Annotated in this window: 14 protein-coding genes; 11 read left to right on the forward strand and 3 right to left on the reverse strand. The window is 49.1% G+C overall.

The genetic code is table 11. From position 1 onward, the window contains the following. Positions 1-22 precede the first annotated feature (22 nt). Together ACKU41_RS16395 and ACKU41_RS16400 are read left to right on the forward strand one after the other, a co-directional pair. A complete protein-coding gene (locus ACKU41_RS16395; RefSeq protein ID WP_321402301.1) occupies positions 23-967 on the forward strand; it encodes a bile acid:sodium symporter family protein in 945 nt (314 codons plus the stop codon). Beyond that, on the forward strand, positions 951-1,709 hold the full coding sequence (locus ACKU41_RS16400; protein ID WP_321402303.1) for a YkgJ family cysteine cluster protein: 759 nt from the start codon (positions 951-953) through the stop codon (positions 1,707-1,709). The genes ACKU41_RS16395 and ACKU41_RS16400 overlap by 17 nt, the downstream gene beginning before the upstream one ends. Positions 1,710-1,983: 274 nt before the next feature. Here the strand turns inward: ACKU41_RS16400 and trpB are convergent, their stop codons facing one another. After that, positions 1,984-3,195, reverse strand: a complete 1,212-nt coding sequence (gene trpB, locus ACKU41_RS16405) for a tryptophan synthase subunit beta (RefSeq protein WP_321402305.1) — start codon at positions 3,193-3,195, stop codon at positions 1,984-1,986. 401 nt (positions 3,196-3,596) lie between these two features. Between trpB and fsa the strand changes: the two genes are divergently transcribed. The 7 genes from fsa to ACKU41_RS16440 all read left to right on the forward strand — a co-directional run bounded on the left by fsa (position 3,597) and on the right by ACKU41_RS16440 (position 12,237). Further along, positions 3,597-4,256, forward strand: coding sequence for a fructose-6-phosphate aldolase (fsa, locus tag ACKU41_RS16410; RefSeq protein ID WP_321402307.1), 660 nt, complete (start codon positions 3,597-3,599; stop codon positions 4,254-4,256). A 394-nt stretch (positions 4,257-4,650) separates the two neighbouring features. Next, complete coding sequence (locus tag ACKU41_RS16415; protein ID WP_319778608.1) at positions 4,651-4,872, forward strand: Nif11-like leader peptide family natural product precursor; 222 nt, start codon at positions 4,651-4,653, stop codon at positions 4,870-4,872. A 170-nt stretch (positions 4,873-5,042) separates the two neighbouring features. Further along, entirely contained in the window at positions 5,043-6,455 is a 1,413-nt protein-coding gene (locus tag ACKU41_RS16420; RefSeq protein WP_321402309.1) for a glycosyltransferase family 9 protein, read from the forward strand. A 135-nt stretch (positions 6,456-6,590) separates the two neighbouring features. After that, a complete protein-coding gene (locus ACKU41_RS16425; protein WP_321402311.1) occupies positions 6,591-8,315 on the forward strand; it encodes a flagellar hook-length control protein FliK in 1,725 nt (574 codons plus the stop codon). Positions 8,316-8,357: 42 nt separating this feature from the next. Continuing rightward, positions 8,358-9,089, forward strand: coding sequence for a flagellar hook assembly protein FlgD (locus ACKU41_RS16430; RefSeq protein ID WP_319778611.1), 732 nt, complete (start codon positions 8,358-8,360; stop codon positions 9,087-9,089). Positions 9,090-9,163: 74 nt separating this feature from the next. Then, positions 9,164-10,858 carry a flagellar hook protein FlgE gene (locus ACKU41_RS16435; protein ID WP_321402313.1) on the forward strand — a complete coding sequence of 565 codons (1,695 nt, stop codon included), beginning with the start codon at positions 9,164-9,166 and terminating at the stop codon, positions 10,856-10,858. Positions 10,859-11,364: 506 nt separating this feature from the next. After that, on the forward strand, positions 11,365-12,237 hold the full coding sequence (locus ACKU41_RS16440; RefSeq protein WP_319778614.1) for a flagellin: 873 nt from the start codon (positions 11,365-11,367) through the stop codon (positions 12,235-12,237). 286 nt (positions 12,238-12,523) lie between these two features. Here the strand turns inward: ACKU41_RS16440 and rnc are convergent, their stop codons facing one another. Continuing rightward, positions 12,524-13,231, reverse strand: coding sequence for a ribonuclease III (gene rnc / locus ACKU41_RS16445; RefSeq protein ID WP_319778615.1), 708 nt, complete (start codon positions 13,229-13,231; stop codon positions 12,524-12,526). Positions 13,232-13,286: 55 nt separating this feature from the next. Between rnc and ACKU41_RS16450 the strand changes: the two genes are divergently transcribed. Both ACKU41_RS16450 and ACKU41_RS16455 read left to right on the forward strand, forming a co-directional pair. Further along, on the forward strand, positions 13,287-15,368 hold the full coding sequence (locus tag ACKU41_RS16450) for an acetate--CoA ligase family protein (RefSeq protein WP_321402316.1): 2,082 nt from the start codon (positions 13,287-13,289) through the stop codon (positions 15,366-15,368). A gap of 96 nt (positions 15,369-15,464) precedes the next feature. Beyond that, positions 15,465-16,532 (forward strand): phosphotransacetylase family protein, encoded by a 1,068-nt coding sequence (locus tag ACKU41_RS16455; protein WP_321402317.1) that lies wholly within the window; start codon positions 15,465-15,467, stop codon positions 16,530-16,532. A gap of 129 nt (positions 16,533-16,661) precedes the next feature. Here the strand turns inward: ACKU41_RS16455 and ACKU41_RS16460 are convergent, their stop codons facing one another. Next, entirely contained in the window at positions 16,662-17,288 is a 627-nt protein-coding gene (locus tag ACKU41_RS16460; RefSeq protein WP_319778617.1) for an MBL fold metallo-hydrolase, read from the reverse strand. Positions 17,289-17,384 lie beyond the last annotated feature (96 nt).

A 17,384-nucleotide genomic window follows, 5' to 3' on the forward strand; every position in this document is an offset into this window, starting at 1 on the left:
GAAATTTCAAGCAGGAGTGAAGATGGTAAATTCCCTGTGTCGTTTAATTGAAGGGCATTTTCTTTTTCTAGCAGTCGCTTTGAGTATGGCTGCTTTTATTGAACCGTCCATGTTCATATGGATGAAGCCGCACATTGCCCTCAGTCTGGGGATTATTATGTTCGGTATGGGACTTACCCTTGAGTTCAGTGATTTTGCGGCGGCTGTTAAAAATTATAAAGCTATCGGTCTGGGAATGCTGCTGCAATATACAGTCATGCCTGCGTTGGCTGTAGCCTTTTCCGTATTGTTCGGCCTTCCGCAGGAGGCTCTGATAGGTATGGTGGTAGTAGGAGCCTGTCCCGGCGGGACGGCATCAAATGTCATTGTGCATCTTGCAAAGGCCAATGTGGCCCTTTCGGTAACCATGACGCTTGTTTCCACTTGCCTTGCCCCGTTGCTTACCCCGCTGATTATCTATGTGATACTCAACCAGCAGATTGAGATACCTTTTTTGCCTATGGTTAAGTCCGTTTTCTGGATTGTGATTTTCCCTTTGGTGGATGGACTGGTCCTGCGCAGAGTGTTTAAGCGTAGATTGGATCCTTTACTGCATATTTTCCCTTCAATCTCAATTATGGTAATTGCCATGCTCGTAGCCTGTATTATCGGCTTGAACCGTGATCTGCTGGCTTCCTTTCCTGTGTTGGTATTTGCTGCGGTAGCTCTGCATAATCTGGGCGGTTTGGGGGCCGGATACGGAGCCGGAAGGCTCGCCGGATTCAATCATCGTGACAGCGTAACCATTGCCATTGAAGTCGGTATGCAGAATTCCGGTCTGGGGGTTGCTCTGGCAACTAAATATTTCGGTATAGCGAGTGCCTTGCCCGGAGCCTTGTTCAGTCTCTGGCATAATATTTCTGGAATATTGCTTGCCAACCGTAACAGGGCAGTTTTTTCAGGAGGAGAGAATGTCGAAAAGTCTTGATGAAATTATTGATGACGGACTTGCATACGTGTTGCCCCTGTTTAAGGAGCACCCGGAGATGGTCAGGTTTTTACGGGAAATGAGCATGGCCGTATGTGCGGACTGCGGAAGTATCACCCCGGAGATGCAGCAGTTCCCCTTACTGCTGGCTGAAAAAGGAACTGCGTTGTTTGGCGCGAATTTCAGTGCCGTGTTAGGACAGGTGGAAAATCTGGACCCTGAATTTAAAGTTGTCTGTGCTGCCGGATGTTCGTACTGCTGTTCTTCCCACATAACCTTGAGCCCGCAGGAAGCTTTCCGTATTGCGCTCCATCTGGCGGCTGATCGCCCTGAAGATGAATTCATCCGCCTGACGGAAGAATGCTTGTCCGCAGCCAGCGAGTTTGTTCCCGGTCAGCTCAAGGTGTTTGCGCAAAGTTATTTCCAGCCCTGTCCATTTTTAAAAGATAACCGGTGTTCCATTTATGAAGTGCGGCCTATCCTTTGCCGAAATTGGATTTCCACGGACCTTGAGGCCTGCAGGAAAAGTTTCAATACGCAAAACAAAGTGACCGTGCCGCAGAATGCCCTGATTATGGTCCAGAAGGATCTTATTTTTACCGGGCAGCAGGCCTATCTTGCCGGATTCGGCATAGAGGGCGGCATTGGATCGTTCATGCCCATGTTGGCGCAGATATTGACCGATTATGAAGGCAGCTATGCCAAATGGCTCGGCGGAGAAAAATTAAACGGTCAGCTTTAGGGTTGCCTCCAGAGGCTGGGGAAGGTGAACTTTTGGGAAAAGTTCCCCTTCCCCAGACCCCATCCCCTCAAAACTTTTCAGTTTGTTTCACATATAGTTTGTTAAGATGATTTTTAAATAAGAAGGCCGTAATATCTCAGTAGATATTACGGCCTTCTTAATGGCTTTTTATTATACGAAGCGGCGAAGCCCTAATAAAAGTTTTTGAAGAGTCCAGAGAAACTTTTTACAAAAAGTTTCTCTGGCCCTCGGAGAGCCGCCGAAGGCATACCTGTTAAGGCAATTCAAGTTCGCCTTTGCTGATCATGTCTTCGATCTGGGCAACGTCTTTGTCGCCGCGACCGGAGAGGTTGACCACGATGATTTTATCCTTGTCGAGCTGGGGTGCCAGCTTGAAGGCATAGGCCAGAGCGTGGGAAGATTCCAGTGCGGGGATAATTCCTTCGGTCTGGGAAAGTTTAAAGAATGCATCTGTTGCTTCCTTGTCGGAGGCATGAACATATTCGGCTCGGCCAAGATCCTTGAGGTGGGAATGCTCGGGGCCGACACTTGGGTAATCAAGGCCTGCGGAGATGGAGTAGACCGGAGCCGGTTCTCCCTGTTCATCCTTGAGCATGTATGAGTTGAAACCGTGCATTACACCGGGCTCGCCGAGGCAAAGGGTGGCAGCGTGTTCACCGGGCTCAAGTCCGCGGCCGGAAGGCTCGACACCGACAAGTTTAACGGATTCTTCTCCGATGAAATCTGCAAAAAGACCGATGGCGTTGGAACCGCCGCCAACACAGGCAATGCAGTAATCGGGCAGACGGCCTTCGTCTTCAAGGCACTGCTGTTTTGCTTCGCGGCCGATTACGGACTGGAAGTCGCGGACCATGCCCGGGTAGGGATGCGGGCCTACTGCAGAGCCGAGCAGGTAAAATGTGTTTTCTGCGTCACTGATCCATGCGCCAAGGGCTTCGTCCACAGCTTCCTTGAGGGTACGCTGACCGGATTTTGCGGCTACGACATCCGCGCCCATCATGCGCATGCGGAATACATTCAGCTTCTGGCGTTCCATGTCCACTTCACCCATGACGACAGTACATTTCATGCCCATGAGTGCACAGGTTGCGGCAGTGGCTACGCCGTGCTGTCCGGCACCGGTTTCAGCGATAATTTTTTTCTTGCCCATGCGTTTTGCCAGCAGAATCTGACCGATGGTATTGTTTACCTTGTGTGCGCCGAGATGGTTGAGGTCTTCGCGTTTGAGGTAGATTTTAGCACCGCCCAGCTCTTCAGTGAGGTTGGCACAGAGGTAAAGGGGAGTGGGGCGACCGGAGTACTTTGCAAGATAGTACTGAAATTCTCTTATAAACTCAGGGTCTTTGCGGAATTTCTCGTAAGTCTCCGCCAGCTCGTTCAGGATGGGTAGAAGCTGGTCGGGAACAAACTGTCCGCCGTATTCACCGAAAAAGCCGTCTGCATTGATGGTTGCGTTATCAGTCATTTTTTCTCTCCTGAATTTTTTCTACGACAGTGCTGTGCAGGCATAAAAAAACCGCGATCAGTTTTCACTGTCGCGGTTCTATAGTTTTTTTATTCGTTACCTGTTTTTTGAACGTAACCAACCGCGACGCACTAGCTGCGCCACCACCAAGAATAAAGGGTAAAGTTGGAATAAGAAACGTTCATAATGGAGAAGTAACTACTCCGGTCCTGCAGAGTTGTCAACCTGATCGGGGTGATGTTGTGGTGTAGTTGTTAAGTCTCAGTTATTTTTGCATATTGTGCTTTTACTGGTTTGGAAAATGGGCTATGTAATAAATAATGGAACTTAAATCAAAAGTTTTTCGAATAAATTGGTAAGAATAGTTGAGTGATAACAAATAGTTGCTAAGAGAGGTTGATATGGAATTCTTTCTGGATACAGCGAATCTTGATGAAATAAGAAAGGCCAAAGCGCAGGGCTTGATGGATGGGGTAACCACCAACCCGACCCTGCTTTCCCGGGAAGGCGGGGATTGGCGCAAACAGGCCGAGGCCATTTGTGCCGAAGTTGAGGGTCCTGTCAGTCTTGAGGTGGTAGGGGAAAGTGCTGAAGAAATGGTTCGCGAGGCTGATGATCTGGCTGCTTTCGGCGATAACGTTGTTATCAAGGTTCCCATGACCAACGAAGGGCTTGTGGCTACCAAGACCTTGTATCGCAAGGGTGTGAAAACTAATGTGACTCTTGTGTTTTCTCCTTTGCAGGCCCTGCTGGCTGCCAAGGCCGGGGCTACCTACGTGAGTCCTTTTGTTGGACGTCTGGACGGAATTTCCCATGACGGCATGGAGTTGATCCGCCAGATCCGTGCAATCTTTGATAATTATGATTTTCCTACCAAAATTCTGGTGGCCTCTATCCGCCATCCCATGCATGTGCTTGATTCCGCGCTTATCGGTGCGGATGTGGCGACCATTCCATATAATGTTATAAGCCAGCTTGCCTCCCACCCCTTGACTGACAAGGGACTGGCCGCATTTAATGCCGACTGGGAGAAGTTGACCGGGGGCATTGCCACAAAATAATGCTACAAGTTTTGAGGCCTACCGGGAAACTTTTAAGTCCCGGTAGGTCTTTTTTTGTAGGTCTGGAAAATTATAATTTCCCAGGTCAACACGCTTCTCCACATCTTCAAGTGAAAAATGGCTCTCCGTTTTCCATCACTGCAATGTCTGCCCGTTAATCTACGGCATCCTCTGCCGCAATCTTTGCTCTAATAGTCCTTGCTCTTCCACCGTGCCCCGGAATTTTTTCATGGCATTATAATCAGGGCTGAACCTGAACCGGTACTTGACTAGAAGCCCGGCCTCAAGCTAAGGGTGAATCATTGTCAGAATTAGGCATATTTGTGCTGTTTTTTGCAAATTTGTTTTTTTGACACTTATATTCCCTGTTTTAGTTTTAATAAGGAGAGCAATTATGTCTAAGAAAGAAGTAGAGCGTCTGTTGATTGCAGGTGGAGAAAACAAAAGTGTAAAGCTCAAATACAACGCTATCCCGTCCAAGGAGGCCTTTGTGGCCACCGCCAACGAGGATGGATATGACTTTACGGCCGATGAGCTGGATGAGGTTCTCAAAGAATCCGGCGATGACTTCACCACCTTCGGCAATCCGCCGGCCCGTTCAATCTGGTGGGCGTAACATAAACTTTGTTCATTGCGGGCTCTCAAGCTGATTGCTGGAGCCCGCAATGGCTGCCGGGAAGATGGAGCGTAGTCCTCCCAATTTTCCCAATCAAATATACTCTCATCATAATTCTATCCTCCCCCCGCCCCATAGAACTTTTCATAATATTCCTGTAAGCTGCAGACATGCCCAAATATCCGATACTTGTTCTTCAGATGCAGCGTATGGGGGATCTGGTCCTCTCCTTTCCGCTTTTTCTGTGGTTGGAAAGAACCTATCCCGGTCATCCCATATGGGTGGTGGCAGAGGAAAGTTTCTTTCGTCCGCTCATGTCTGTCAGCCCTCGTGTATATTATTTCCCATGGGAAGGGGTGAGCGTGCTGCGTCAGAAAAAGTATGAACTTATTCTGAACCTGAGTATTCGGCCACAGGCCGCAGAACTTGCCGGGGAGTTACAGGCTGAGGCCAAGCTCGGTCCGGTGGCTGCAAAGGGCGGGGCCACTCACATACTCGGCAACTGGCAGCTTTACCGGGCCAGCGTGGTGGAAAATAACCGCCATAATTTATTTCACTGGGCGGATTTGAATGCCCTTGACTGCGTTCCCCTGAGCAGCCTTGCTGGTACCCGTTGGCCAAAGCCGCGCACTCTGCATAAGGATTCCAACCGCATAGGATTGTTTTTGGGGGCCAGCGAGGAGGCGAAACGTCCGGCAGTCAGTTTTTGGGCCGGGCTGTGTTCGGAACTTTTGAAACGGGGGTTGCGGCCGGTTCTTTTCGGCGGCCCTATGGAAAAGGGGATGGGGCAGGAAGTTGCCCGGTTGTCCAAAGGTCCGGTGCTGGATATGTCCGGCAAACTTAATTTGGGTGAGCTGATTGCAGTGGGACAGTCCCTGCAGCTTTTTATCACTCCGGATACCGGTCCTATGCACCTTGCGGCATGGTCCGGACTCAAGGTGCTCAATCTTTCCATGGGCAATGTCAATCCGTGGGAGACCGGACCTTACCAGAACGAACATTATGTGCTGCGGTCCACCATGAGTTGTGCCTTGGGCTGCTGGACCTGTTCCCGCGATAAACTTTACTGCCACACGCCTTTTACTCCTTCACGGATTGCCGTTGCAGCAAAACGCATGATCATCGAAGACCGCTCCGGTCTATGCAAGATGAATATGCCGGGCCTTCGTTTGTCGCTATCCACCAGAAACCGTGACGGCGTTTATTCTCTGAAGCAGTTAAGCGGAAGTATATCTCAGGCAGGTGATTTGCTGGGCCGTTTCTGGCAGCAGTACTTCGGTGCTGTTTTCGGGTTGTGGGATGCTGAAGGAGCCTGCCGGGTATGGGATGATTTTGCCGGGCGTCAACCTGACCTTGCAGCCAAGATGGCGGCACATCTGCCCCGTCTGGGTAAAGAGTTCAGCCGGGGGCTTGCCCGAAGCACTTCGCTTGATGATTCTTTTTGGAATTCATGTCCCCTGATCTTGAGGCAATTTACAGGTTTTATTCATCTCTTTTTGCAGAATGGCGGCTACAGTCGTGAGTCGTGGATCAAAGTCCTTTCCTATTATGAGCAACTGGCTTCTATCCTCAGCCGGAGCTGAGTGAGCAGTTCCTTTTTTCCTGAAAGGGAAGAAATTTCCATATTATCGATTGATATGGTTTAATTAACATATTTATATTATTGGTTTTTATTTTTGGCATGCCTCGTGAATAGAGTAAGGTCGAGGAGTCCGAAAATGAAAATACTTCCACATCTCGAGCAAAGTAATCAGGATTTGAGCAATATTTTAGACAGAACTTCACTGTCCGAGGATACTTATCGCTCATCAATGTTTGATAATTTCCTTTATTCCTGCCGGTCCGACGTTGATTCGACATTTCAGCAGGCTCAGGAATTAGTTAATAATTCCCAGACAGTATATGAAGAAACTGCTTCCTATGCCGAGTCTACAAGAGCTGCTGAGTATATTGATGAAGCTGCGGAAAATGTGTCCATGCAGTCTGTTGAGGAACAGCCGCAGGATTTGACCGTAAGTCGCGAAGACTGGAAGGATATCAAGAAAGAACTCGAAGAGTACGGCCTTGATGATAAGGATATTGCCGACCTTGAAGAAAAGGTTATGAGCGAAAACGGCATTACCTACGGACAGCTTGTAGCTGAGCTTTCATCTATGATGAAAACCATGAAGGGTATCAATCTGAGTCCTGTTCAGGAGCAGAACCTTAATTCTATTTTTACCCAATTGGGATTTTCCCCGGACGAATCCAAGGGCCTGCTGGCTTCAATCCGGCAGGGCAAGCTCGGTGATGTTGTAGAAAAGATGCAGGCAAAACTTGCATCCATGTCTGATACCGACAAGCTGCAACTCTCAGCAGATGAGGCAAAGACCCTGACCGATCTGTTGAAGCTTAAGGGCAATGTCGGCAATAAGGTTGCCGGGCTGCTGACCGCAAACGGAGCAACTGTTGCCGATTTCAAAAAAGGCTTTTCAGCTCTCAAAACCGCTTTGGCTCAGCAGCAGGCCACTCAGGATGCCAAAGATCTCAAGCTGGTTAAAAGCGTAGCTGATTCCCTGCATTCAGCCATGGAAAAAGCTTCCGACCAGTCTCCCAGTACTATGCGTATGGCTTCGGCTGAAGTTATCAGTGACTCCATGGGCGTGAGCAAAGAGATCGGTGATGGTGCAAGGCAGGATGCCCGGAACAATGGGGAAAATTCCTCCAGAAACGGCGCCGACCTGAAGGGCGAAGGGAATTCCGGTAAACAACAGGCCGGGCAAGGCGACGGCAAGAGCGGGAACCGACATTGGCTGGAAGAACTTCTTTCCGATTCTGATGATCAGGACAGCTGGAATGATTTTTTCGGCAAGCTCTCCGATGAATCCTTGGGCAAGGGCGAGGGCAGTCTTAACGGTAATATCTTCGGTAACGGCTTCGGTACCCTGCAGAGTGCGGTCAAGTCCGCACAGGCCGGAAAGGTCGATACCATGTGGGAAAAAACTGCCCGCTCCAACATTCTTGAGCAGGTTCAGGAGGGAGTCTTCAAGAATCTCGGTCAGGGACGAAATCAGCTGACATTGAAGCTTAATCCCCATGACCTCGGTACTGTGAATGTCATGCTGCAGGTCAAGAATAAGGATGTGCAGGCCACAATCAGGGCGGAAAATCCTGACACAGCAAAAGTTCTTGCCGAGCAGTTGGATGTTGTGAAGAAGGCACTGGAAGAGCAGGGCCTAAAAGTGGAAAAACTTGAAGTCCAGACCGGTATTGCAGACAGTCAGACCGACACTTCATGGAAAAATGCTGAAGATCATAACTCAGCGCAATATCAGGGAATGATGTCTGAAATGCGTAAGCGTTGGCAGACTTTGAGACAGGAAGGAACCTCTTTGGCCCAGGAAATGCAAAGTGTAGATCACAAGGCACAAATTTCCCCAAGCGGGCTTTACATAGTGGCTTAACATAAATTTAGGCCCGCTTAGTAAAAATAAAGAGGAATAGTCATGGGATACGTAGGATTCAGCAACATACTTGGAAGGGCGGAAGCCGATATGGCAGCCAGCAACCAGCCGACGCATAAAAACCAGCTGGGGCAGGATGATTTCCTGAAGCTTCTCCTTACCCAGATGCAGAATCAGGATCCGGCCAACCCCATGGAAGATAAAGAATACATGGCTCAGATGGCACAGTTCTCCAGCCTTGAACAGCTCACGCAGGTGAACAGTAATATCAAGACCATGATCGATAACGGCACTCAGGACCAGATGGTTTCCGCAGTAGGCTTCATAGGTAAAGAGGTCAAAGCGGAAGGATATACCGTAAGTCGTGAAGGGGACAAGGTAAGTAAGATCTTCTACGGTCTTGGGGAGCCTGTGGCAAACGCGTTCATTAATATTTACGACAGTAACAAAAACCTTATGCGCACAGTTCAGCTCGGCTCAAAGGCGAAAGGAACCTACGAGTTCGAATGGGACGGAAAGGACTGGGCAGACAAAAATGTACCGGACGGAGTTTACACTATCGCCATGGCGGCGGAAGATGCGAACGGCAGCCCGGTAATGGTTAAGACGGAAGTCAGTGGCGAAGTGTCCGGGGTAGTTTCCGAGGGCGGTCAGCAGTACCTGCACCTTAAGGACGGTCGCTACATCAACTTCCTCAACATCAAGGAAGTAGTAAGTCCGACGGATGTTTCCGATTCATCTTCGGCAGATGAATCATCTTCAAGTTCAAGTTAAAGAGGTCTACGGCAAGACCTGAACATGAAGAACAAGGCAGCATTCGTGAGTCAAAAGGACTTCAGGAGGTTCTAATGGGTTTATCAGCATCATTATTCTCAGGTATCACAGGTTTGCAGGCACACGGCGACAAGATGTCCGTGCTTGGTAACAACATCGCAAACGTGAACACAGTCGGCTTCAAGAGTGCAAAAATGCACTTTGAAGATGCCATCAGCCAGGATATGTCCACCGCCACCGGTATTGCACAGGTTGGTCGAGGCGTGCAGGTTGGGGCAATTTATGCCGACTACGCTCAGGGTTCTTTTGAAACAACCTCTGAGTCCACCGACCTCGCTATCGGTGGTGACGGATTTTTCATTGTCTCTCCCAAGGATGAAGACACATCTTATTACACAAGAGCCGGTAACTTCCGTTTTGACAAAGACGGCTTTCTTACCGACCCCCACGGCTACGTGCTGCAGGGTTGGCAGGTGCAGGACGAAAGCAGCTCGCAGGTTGCCACCGGAGCAAGCGTTACTACCAGTAATGCCGTGCGCACTATCGGTGTCCCTACCGACATCAGACTGGAGAATTTCCAATCCGCACCTAAGGAAACCACCACCATCAATGTAATCACCAACCTTGATTCCAGTGAACCAAGCCGGGCCGGTGGTGCCAACCCGCTCCACGCCCTCTTTGATTCATGGGACGGTACTCAGGATCCGGCTCTGGGTGACTCCCTTTATGCTTACCAGTCCACTATCAAGGTCTATGACGCCAACGGTTCCGCACACAACGTGACTACTTATTTTGATCAGGTTGATCTGGACGGAGAAGGCGGTAAAAAAGTCTGGGAATTTATCGTGACCTGCGACCCTGAAGAAGACGGCCGTATTTTCCCCGGCACAAGTAACGGTTTTGCCGGAACAGAATCAGCCGGGCTGCTTATGACCGGAACCATGACTTTTAACGCCGCCGGTGATTTGACCGGTATGTCGGCATATACTCTTAAAAGTAACGGTGACGGTACTTTCCCTGTAGCAACCGATGGAACTACCGGGGCTAACGGTGCCCGTAACCCAGCTAACTGGAGCCTTGCTGAATTCTCACAGGACGGTCTGCCGGTTATGACTGCGAACTTTCTTTCAAGGTCTAATGCCAGTTATACCAACTCCAGCAACCTACCGGTCACAATCGAGATGAATTTCGGTTTGACCAACCAGGATATTTCCGGGTCGAACCCCACTAAGGGGTGGGGGTCTGTTGATCCCACTATGGAAACATTGGATGGTCTGGACGGTTCAGGAGCAGCAATGCCTGCAGTCAGTACCATCGCCAACTTCGGTGATGCGGAAAAGAGCGCACTCTCCACAACCAGTTATGACTCCGGTTCTACCACTCTGTTCCAGTCTCAGGACGGTTACACCGCAGGTTTCCTGCAGAGTACTTCCGTAAGCAGGGACGGGGTTTTGACCGGGCGTTACTCCAACGGACAGATTCAGGAACTCTATGTCCTGACTCTTGCCTCATTCAACAATGACTGGGGACTCAGGCGTGAAGGCGGTAACCTCTTTACCGAAACAAGGGAATCAGGTGACGCCCTGACCGGGCTGCCCAACAGCGGCGGCAAGGGCTCCATTGCCTCCAACTCCCTTGAGATGTCCAACGTGGACCTTGCGGTCGAGTTTGTGAACATGATTACCACTCAGCGCGGTTTTCAGGCCAACTCAAAGGTCATTACCACCACGGACTCCATGATGGGCGAGCTTATCCAGCTCAAGCGCTAAAGTGAATGATGTATCCTGAATGATGCTGAATATATAGGAAAACTCCTTCTACAACCTCCGCAGACGGGATTGACTCCCCCGTCTGCACAGGTACCCGGGAACCCCGTATCCGAATATGCCGTTTCGGATATGGGGTTCCTACTTTTTTGCGTATCCATTTATTATGAAAGCTTTATTGTTGCCGTCATATTTTTAGTCAGCTTAATGTTTTTTGACTCTTTCTTGATTGCCCTCGGCGGAAGATATTACCCCTATGAGTTCTCTCAGTGATAAATAAATTCAAAAATAACAAGTTGTTGCCCATAGATAGGACAGCTTTTCCGATTGATTTGAAATCTGCATGGGAGAGCGGGAAAAAATTGACTCTTCAGCTGAATATAAAGAAGTCTAGACTTTATATATATCTATAACATTCTGAAATATAATGGTAATTATTTGTTGGCACGTCATCTGCTTAAGGTTGGTTAACAAAAACGGAATTTTGTGAACTACAAGGAGGTTCAGATATGTCCTTAGTCATTAACCACAACATGATGGCAATGCACGCCTCACGCAACTTGCAGCAAGCGTACGGCAACCTTGGTACTTCTACCCGCCGCCTCTCCTCAGGTTTGAGAGTCGGTACCGCAGCTGACGATGCTGCAGGTCTCGCAATTCGTGAATTGATGCGCGCTGACATTAAATCCCTTAACCAGGGTATGAGAAACGCAAACGACGCGATTTCCATGATCCAGACCGCAGACGGTGCGCTGCAGGTCATCGATGAAAAGCTCATCCGCATGAAAGAGCTTGCAACTCAGGCATCCACCGGTACCTACAACTCCGACCAGCGCCTGATCATTGATTCTGAGTTTCAGGCCATGGCTTCGGAAATTACCCGTATCGCAATGGCTACCGACTTCAACGGTATTCACTTGCTCAACGGTAACCTTTCCGGTGAAACAAGCTCTCATGATGGCTCCGGACTTCATTCCACCGGTCCCCTCAAGGTTCACTTCGGAGCCGGTAACGATAGTGCTGAAGACTATTACTATATCTCCATCGGCAGCTCCACTGCTTCCTCTCTTGGTGTACAGACTTCTGTCTCCACCCAGCAATTGGCTCAGGAAGCTCTGGATAAGCTCAATGAGGCTATTATTTCCAAGGATAAGATTCGTGCGAATCTCGGTGCCATGCAGAACAGGCTGGAAAATACCATTACCAACCTCTCTATTCAGGCAGAAAATGTTCAGGCTGCAGAATCACGCATCTCTGATGTGGACGTAGCAACTGAAATGACCGAATTCGTACGTAACCAGATTCTCACCCAGTCCGCGGTAGCTATGCTCTCGCAGGCTAACTCACTGCCGAAGATGGCAATGCAGCTCATCGGCGGTTAAAACCGCTTGAGATAATCGGGTTAAGATTAAGGACTGTGGAGGCGATTGATCACCGCCTCCCAGTCCTTGAACTGATTTCAGGCAATTGAATAAAGTACTATCTGCTTTGTAACGTGAACTGCTGGCGAGTGTTAAAGGTTGCAACACCAACATAAATGGCGCGCTACAAAAAAAAGCTGAAACTCACGTATATCAGTATACGTAACGTTCCAGCCTTTTGTTTGACCTTATACTCAGGCTCTACTCGGTTTCCTGAGGTTTGATGATTTAAGGTAGGTAGAAAATATTAAGAGGCGTCATTCTCGTTTTCAGTAAGATATTCCAAAGCCTTGGCCGCAGCAGTCTGCTCGGCTTTCTTTAAGCTTGATCCTTCTGAATCAAATGATTTCCCGTCCGGGAGATTCAGATCCACCATAAATATTTTTTCATGTTCCGGACCTTTGGTTCCGGTCAATACGTAAGTCGGGCGTTCCTTAAATCTGGCCTGAGTTACTTCCTGCAGCTTGCTCTTGAAGTCTTTGGAACTTTCGATCTTGAATGATTCTGGCCATTTGTCATCGAATATACGCATGATGAAGTCCCGTGCTTCAGCGTATCCGCCGTCCAAAAAGACTGCCCCGATAACACCTTCCATGGCGTCTGCCAGCAGGGAAGAGCGGGTTCTGCCTCCCTGAGCCTCCTCACCTTTGCCCAGCTTTAAAAATTCATTTAACCCCAGTTCCCGCGCAATGGCGGCGAGGCTTTTTTCTTTGACCAGCTTTGATCTGATCTTGGTCAGCTGGCCTTCGTGGGCATCTCTGAACCTTTTGTAGAGCTCCTCAGTCACACAAAGTTCAAGCACTGCGTCTCCCAGAAACTCCAGTCTTTCATTATCTTCAACAGGTTCAGGCTGCTCATTTGCCCATGAACTGTGAGTCAATGCTGTTGCTAAATGCTTGACTTGAGAAAATCGATAGTGGATACCTTGCTGGAGGCGAGAAAAATCTTCTACCATACAAACCTGCTTTAATTTATATTAACGAATGTACTCATATTCATGTTTAAAGGCCTTGTTTGAGCCTGAATCAATTGCCGTAATCGGAATTACTGCCGACCCTCAGGATAAGGCCAGCATAATAATCGCCAACCTCCTCTCCTCTGGATATAAGGGAAAAATCTTCCCCGTCAATGGAGAAGGGGCCGGAGTTCACGGTCTGGAGGCGGTTTCTTCCGTGTCCGGATTGCCCCGGAGCACTGATCTGGCTTTGATCTGCATACCGCCGGCTGAAGCCATAACAGCAGTGGAGGAACTGGCGGAAGTGCCGGTTCGGGCTGTTGTTGTGACCAGTGCCGGTTTTGGTGAAACCGGACGCGAAGGTTACCGTCTGGAGCGTGACTTGGCAAGGGCGGCCAAGACTCATGACATGATTATTCTCGGTCCTAACTGTATGGGGCTTATGAATTCCACCATCGGTATGAATGCGAGCCTTAATCCTGACTTCACCCTTAAAGGAAATATAGCTTTTCTATCTCAATCCGGGGCCATGTGCAGTACTGCGCTTGACTGGGCAAACAGCGAAGGAGTCGGTTTCTCCAAGTTTATAAGTCTCGGCAATAAGGCTGTGTTGGGTGAATCCACTATGTTCAATTATCTCGCTGATGACGAAGACACAAAGGTTATTGTCGGTTATTGCGAAACACTCAAAGACGGTCAGGATTTTCTGCGTACGGCTTATGATACAACGTTCAAAAAACCGCTTATCCTGCTACGGGCCGGTGAAACCCCGTCCGGCGCAAGGGCTGCATCCGCTCATGCCGGTGCTTTGACCGGTGCTACATCCGCTTACAATGCCGCTTTCCGGCAGACCGGAGTCATGCAGGCCGTTGATGTGGAAGATATGTTCAACCTTGCCCACGCCTTTTCCTGCCAGCCGCTGCCGAGCGGTTCCAATGTGGCGATTATCACCAATTCCGGCGGTCCGGGAATTCTCGCCACTGATATGTGCGAAAAGGGTTCCCTTAATATTTCTCGCCCTTCTTCTGCCACTCTGGCAAAGATGAAGGAAGTGCTGCCTCCGTACGCATCGCTCTACAATCCTATTGATATGCTCGGTGATGCAAAAGCTGATATTTATCACAAAGTGCTCAGAGCTGTTGCTGAGGATGATGTTTTTCATTCCATTCTGGTGATTCTGACCCCGGCGGCAAATATTCTTGAAGATGTGGAAAAAGTTGCCGCAGATATTATTGAGCTGGAACGGGAGTGCGATAAGCCCATAGTCACCTGCTTTATGGGAGACTTTTCAACCAGAAAGGCGCGCAAGATGCTGCGCGCAGCCGGAATACCCTGCTATGAGTTCCCGGAAGCGGCAGTCCGTTCCCTTGATGCCATGACCCGCTGCTACCGCTGGCAGAAAAAGGATTGGCCCATCGATGTCTGCTTCAGGCGTGATTTTTCCAAGGCCAAGTCCATTGTGGAAAACTGCCGCAAGACCGGCCTGACTGAGCTTGTTGAGCTGGACGCTCAGCAGTTGGCTTCCGCTTATGAACTTCCAATGCCGGAAACCGTACTGGCCCGGACTTCCAATCAGGCCGCCAAGGCTGCCAAGAGGATAGGCTATCCTGTGGTGCTCAAGGTGGCTTCGCCCCAGATTTCCCGCAAGCAGGAGCTTGGTCTGGTGGTCACCGATATCCAGACTCCGCAGGCTCTGCGCAAGGCTTTTCTGGAGATTACCACCCGGGCCGCCAGAAGGTGTAAAGACGCTTACATCACCGGGTGTCTTGTGCAGGCCATGGGACCTAAGGATTCCCATGAGATTGTGGTGAGCTTCAAGCGTGATCCGCAATTCGGCCCGCTCATAAATTTTTCACTGGCAGGGCTTCACGTCGACCTGTTTGGTGATGTATCATCTAGGCTGGCACCGCTGGCACTCAATGATGCGCAGGAAATGATCCGTGAGATCAAGGCGTACCCCATTTTAAGGGGAGTACGCAACGGTGCGGCCGTAAATCTGGGCGCACTTGAAGATGTGCTGCTCATGGTTTCCCAGATGGCTTCTGATCTGCCCGAAATTCAGGAAGCCGAATTCAGTCCTGTAATAGCGGGACCGGATGGAGCGGTTGTCGCCAATATGCGTATGACTGTAAATTAAGATTGTCCCGGAGGCCGAGAACCGTTTTGTTGGGTCTTTGTCTGGGTGAATCAGACAGTATTTTGTCGATTTTGTTTTGATTAGAAGGAGGACTTTATGTCCGGTTTATATATTGGTTCTACCAGCGGTTATTCCGGTAAGAACATGATTGTCATGGGCTTGGGGTTGTATTTTCAAAAGCAGGGCGTCAGCCTCGGCTACATGAAGCCCGTGGGTGCCATTCCTGCGGAGGTAGATGGCCGTCTGGGTGATGAAGATGCGTTTTTCATTCAAAAGGTGCTCGGTGTTTCCAATCCGCCGAACGTAGTCACCCCCGTGGTTGTGACCCATGATTTCAAGGTGCAGGCTTTCAACGGCAAGGTTGATGACCATGTTCAGCCTATTATTGACGGTTACGCCAAGATCAGCGCGGAGAAGGATCTGACTCTGGTTGCCGGGTCCGGTTCCATGTATTCCGGTAAATATTGCGGGGTTGATGGAATTCATCTGGTTAAGAAACTGGGTATCAAGTGTGTGGTCATCGACCGTTTCCAGAAGGAATTGAATTACGATTATCTGGTGGTGCTCAAGGAGTCGCTGGGGGATAATCTTGCCGGGGTTGTGCTTAACGACATTCCTCCGACTTTTATGGATGAAATCACCACGCTGATAAAACCTTTTCTGGAGCGCAAGGGAGTTAAAGTCCTCGGCGTGATCCCCAAAGATCCGCTTATGGGTACAATCAAGGTCGGTGATCTGGCAGACCGTCTTGGCGGAAAGATTATTACCGCTCACAACCGAACCGATCAGCCTGTGGAAAGTTTCCTTATCGGAACCATGCAGGTGGAAAATTTCATGACCCATTTCCGCAGGCACCGCAATTCAGCGGTTATCGTCGGTGGAGACCGTTCCGATGTTCAACTGGTGGCCCTTGAAGGAGAATGCCCCTGTCTGGTGCTGACCGGTAATCTTTATCCCAATGATATTATCCTGACCCGTTCTGAAGTATTGGAAACACCCATCATAGTGGTCCGGGACGATACTTTCAGTGTTGCCAAGAGGATGGAAGATATCCTTTCCCGGCATAAATTGCGTGAATCAGCAAAAATCAAACACGGGGTAGATCTGGTGGAGAAGCATATTGACTTCGGATACCTGAAAAAACAGTTGGGTTTGGTCTATTGATTTCAAGCTGGATAAAATTTGAAAATGAGGGAAGTTGCCTGAGGCTGCTTTCCTCATTTTTTGTGAACAGGGCTTTTTAAGAAATTGTATGGCAAACCCGTTAAAAGTTATCAGAAAGTTCAGAAAAACTTATTCTGTAAAGAAGGGATTGTAGCGTAATTCGTGTTTAACAGTAGTCATGGGGCCGTGCCCGGAAAATATTTTTGTTTCACCAGGAAGAATAAAGATTCTGTTTTTAATTGAACTCAGCAACTCGTCACTGTTGCCTCCGGGCAAATCGGTTCTTCCTACGGAAATCATGAACAGCAGGTCCCCAACGAAAACGCTGCTTAGACTCGGGAAAAAAAATGACAGGCTACCGGGAGTATGACCCGGTGTTTCAAATACCATTACCGGATGTCCTAGAATAGTCTGACGGCCCTGTTTCAGATCGTGGACAGTAAAATCCAGCAATTCCTTGAACTCTAGGGAACCGCCATCTTTGAGCGGAATTTCGTGCAGGTAAATGTCTTTGTTGTTGCCGTAAACCGTGGCTCCGGTCATCTTTTGTAATGCTGAAACTCCGCCTATATGGTCGAAATGCATGTGGGTAAGGTAGATGGACTGTACCTTCAGTTTCCGTTGGCTGACGGCTTTCAGGATAGGCTCCGGATCCATGCCGCAGTCAATCACCACTGCTTCCGAGCCGGATGTCAGCAGGTATGAGTTGGTCTCAAGGGGACCAAGCACAAAAGTTTCAACCTGTATTTCTTTCATTCGTTAAGGTCTTGACTGCAAGTCGGCAATAGAGTGAAATTCTTAGTAGTCAAACAGTAACTATCAAGGATTAAGAATGCTTTATTTTTTGGGAAA

It is taken from the genome of Maridesulfovibrio sp., from assembly GCF_963678865.1.
In the GTDB taxonomy this organism is placed as follows: Bacteria; Desulfobacterota; Desulfovibrionia; order Desulfovibrionales; family Desulfovibrionaceae; genus Maridesulfovibrio.

Bases quoted from the DNA above. Each gene is read 5' to 3' on its own strand.
- ACKU41_RS16425 (WP_321402311.1), top strand. From the start codon at position 6,591: ATGAAAATACTTCCACATCTCGAGCAAAGTAATCAGGATTTGAGCAAT.
- rnc (WP_319778615.1), bottom strand. From the start codon at position 13,231: ATGGTAGAAGATTTTTCTCGCCTCCAGCAAGGTATCCACTATCGATTT.
- ACKU41_RS16430 (WP_319778611.1), top strand. From the start codon at position 8,358: ATGGGATACGTAGGATTCAGCAACATACTTGGAAGGGCGGAAGCCGAT.
- ACKU41_RS16415 (WP_319778608.1), top strand. From the start codon at position 4,651: ATGTCTAAGAAAGAAGTAGAGCGTCTGTTGATTGCAGGTGGAGAAAAC.
- ACKU41_RS16400 (WP_321402303.1), top strand. From the start codon at position 951: ATGTCGAAAAGTCTTGATGAAATTATTGATGACGGACTTGCATACGTG.
- ACKU41_RS16395 (WP_321402301.1), top strand. From the start codon at position 23: ATGGTAAATTCCCTGTGTCGTTTAATTGAAGGGCATTTTCTTTTTCTA.
- ACKU41_RS16435 (WP_321402313.1), top strand. From the start codon at position 9,164: ATGGGTTTATCAGCATCATTATTCTCAGGTATCACAGGTTTGCAGGCA.
- ACKU41_RS16460 (WP_319778617.1), bottom strand. From the start codon at position 17,288: ATGAAAGAAATACAGGTTGAAACTTTTGTGCTTGGTCCCCTTGAGACC.
- ACKU41_RS16455 (WP_321402317.1), top strand. From the start codon at position 15,465: ATGTCCGGTTTATATATTGGTTCTACCAGCGGTTATTCCGGTAAGAAC.
- trpB (WP_321402305.1), bottom strand. From the start codon at position 3,195: ATGACTGATAACGCAACCATCAATGCAGACGGCTTTTTCGGTGAATAC.
- ACKU41_RS16440 (WP_319778614.1), top strand. From the start codon at position 11,365: ATGTCCTTAGTCATTAACCACAACATGATGGCAATGCACGCCTCACGC.
- fsa (WP_321402307.1), top strand. From the start codon at position 3,597: ATGGAATTCTTTCTGGATACAGCGAATCTTGATGAAATAAGAAAGGCC.
- ACKU41_RS16420 (WP_321402309.1), top strand. From the start codon at position 5,043: ATGCCCAAATATCCGATACTTGTTCTTCAGATGCAGCGTATGGGGGAT.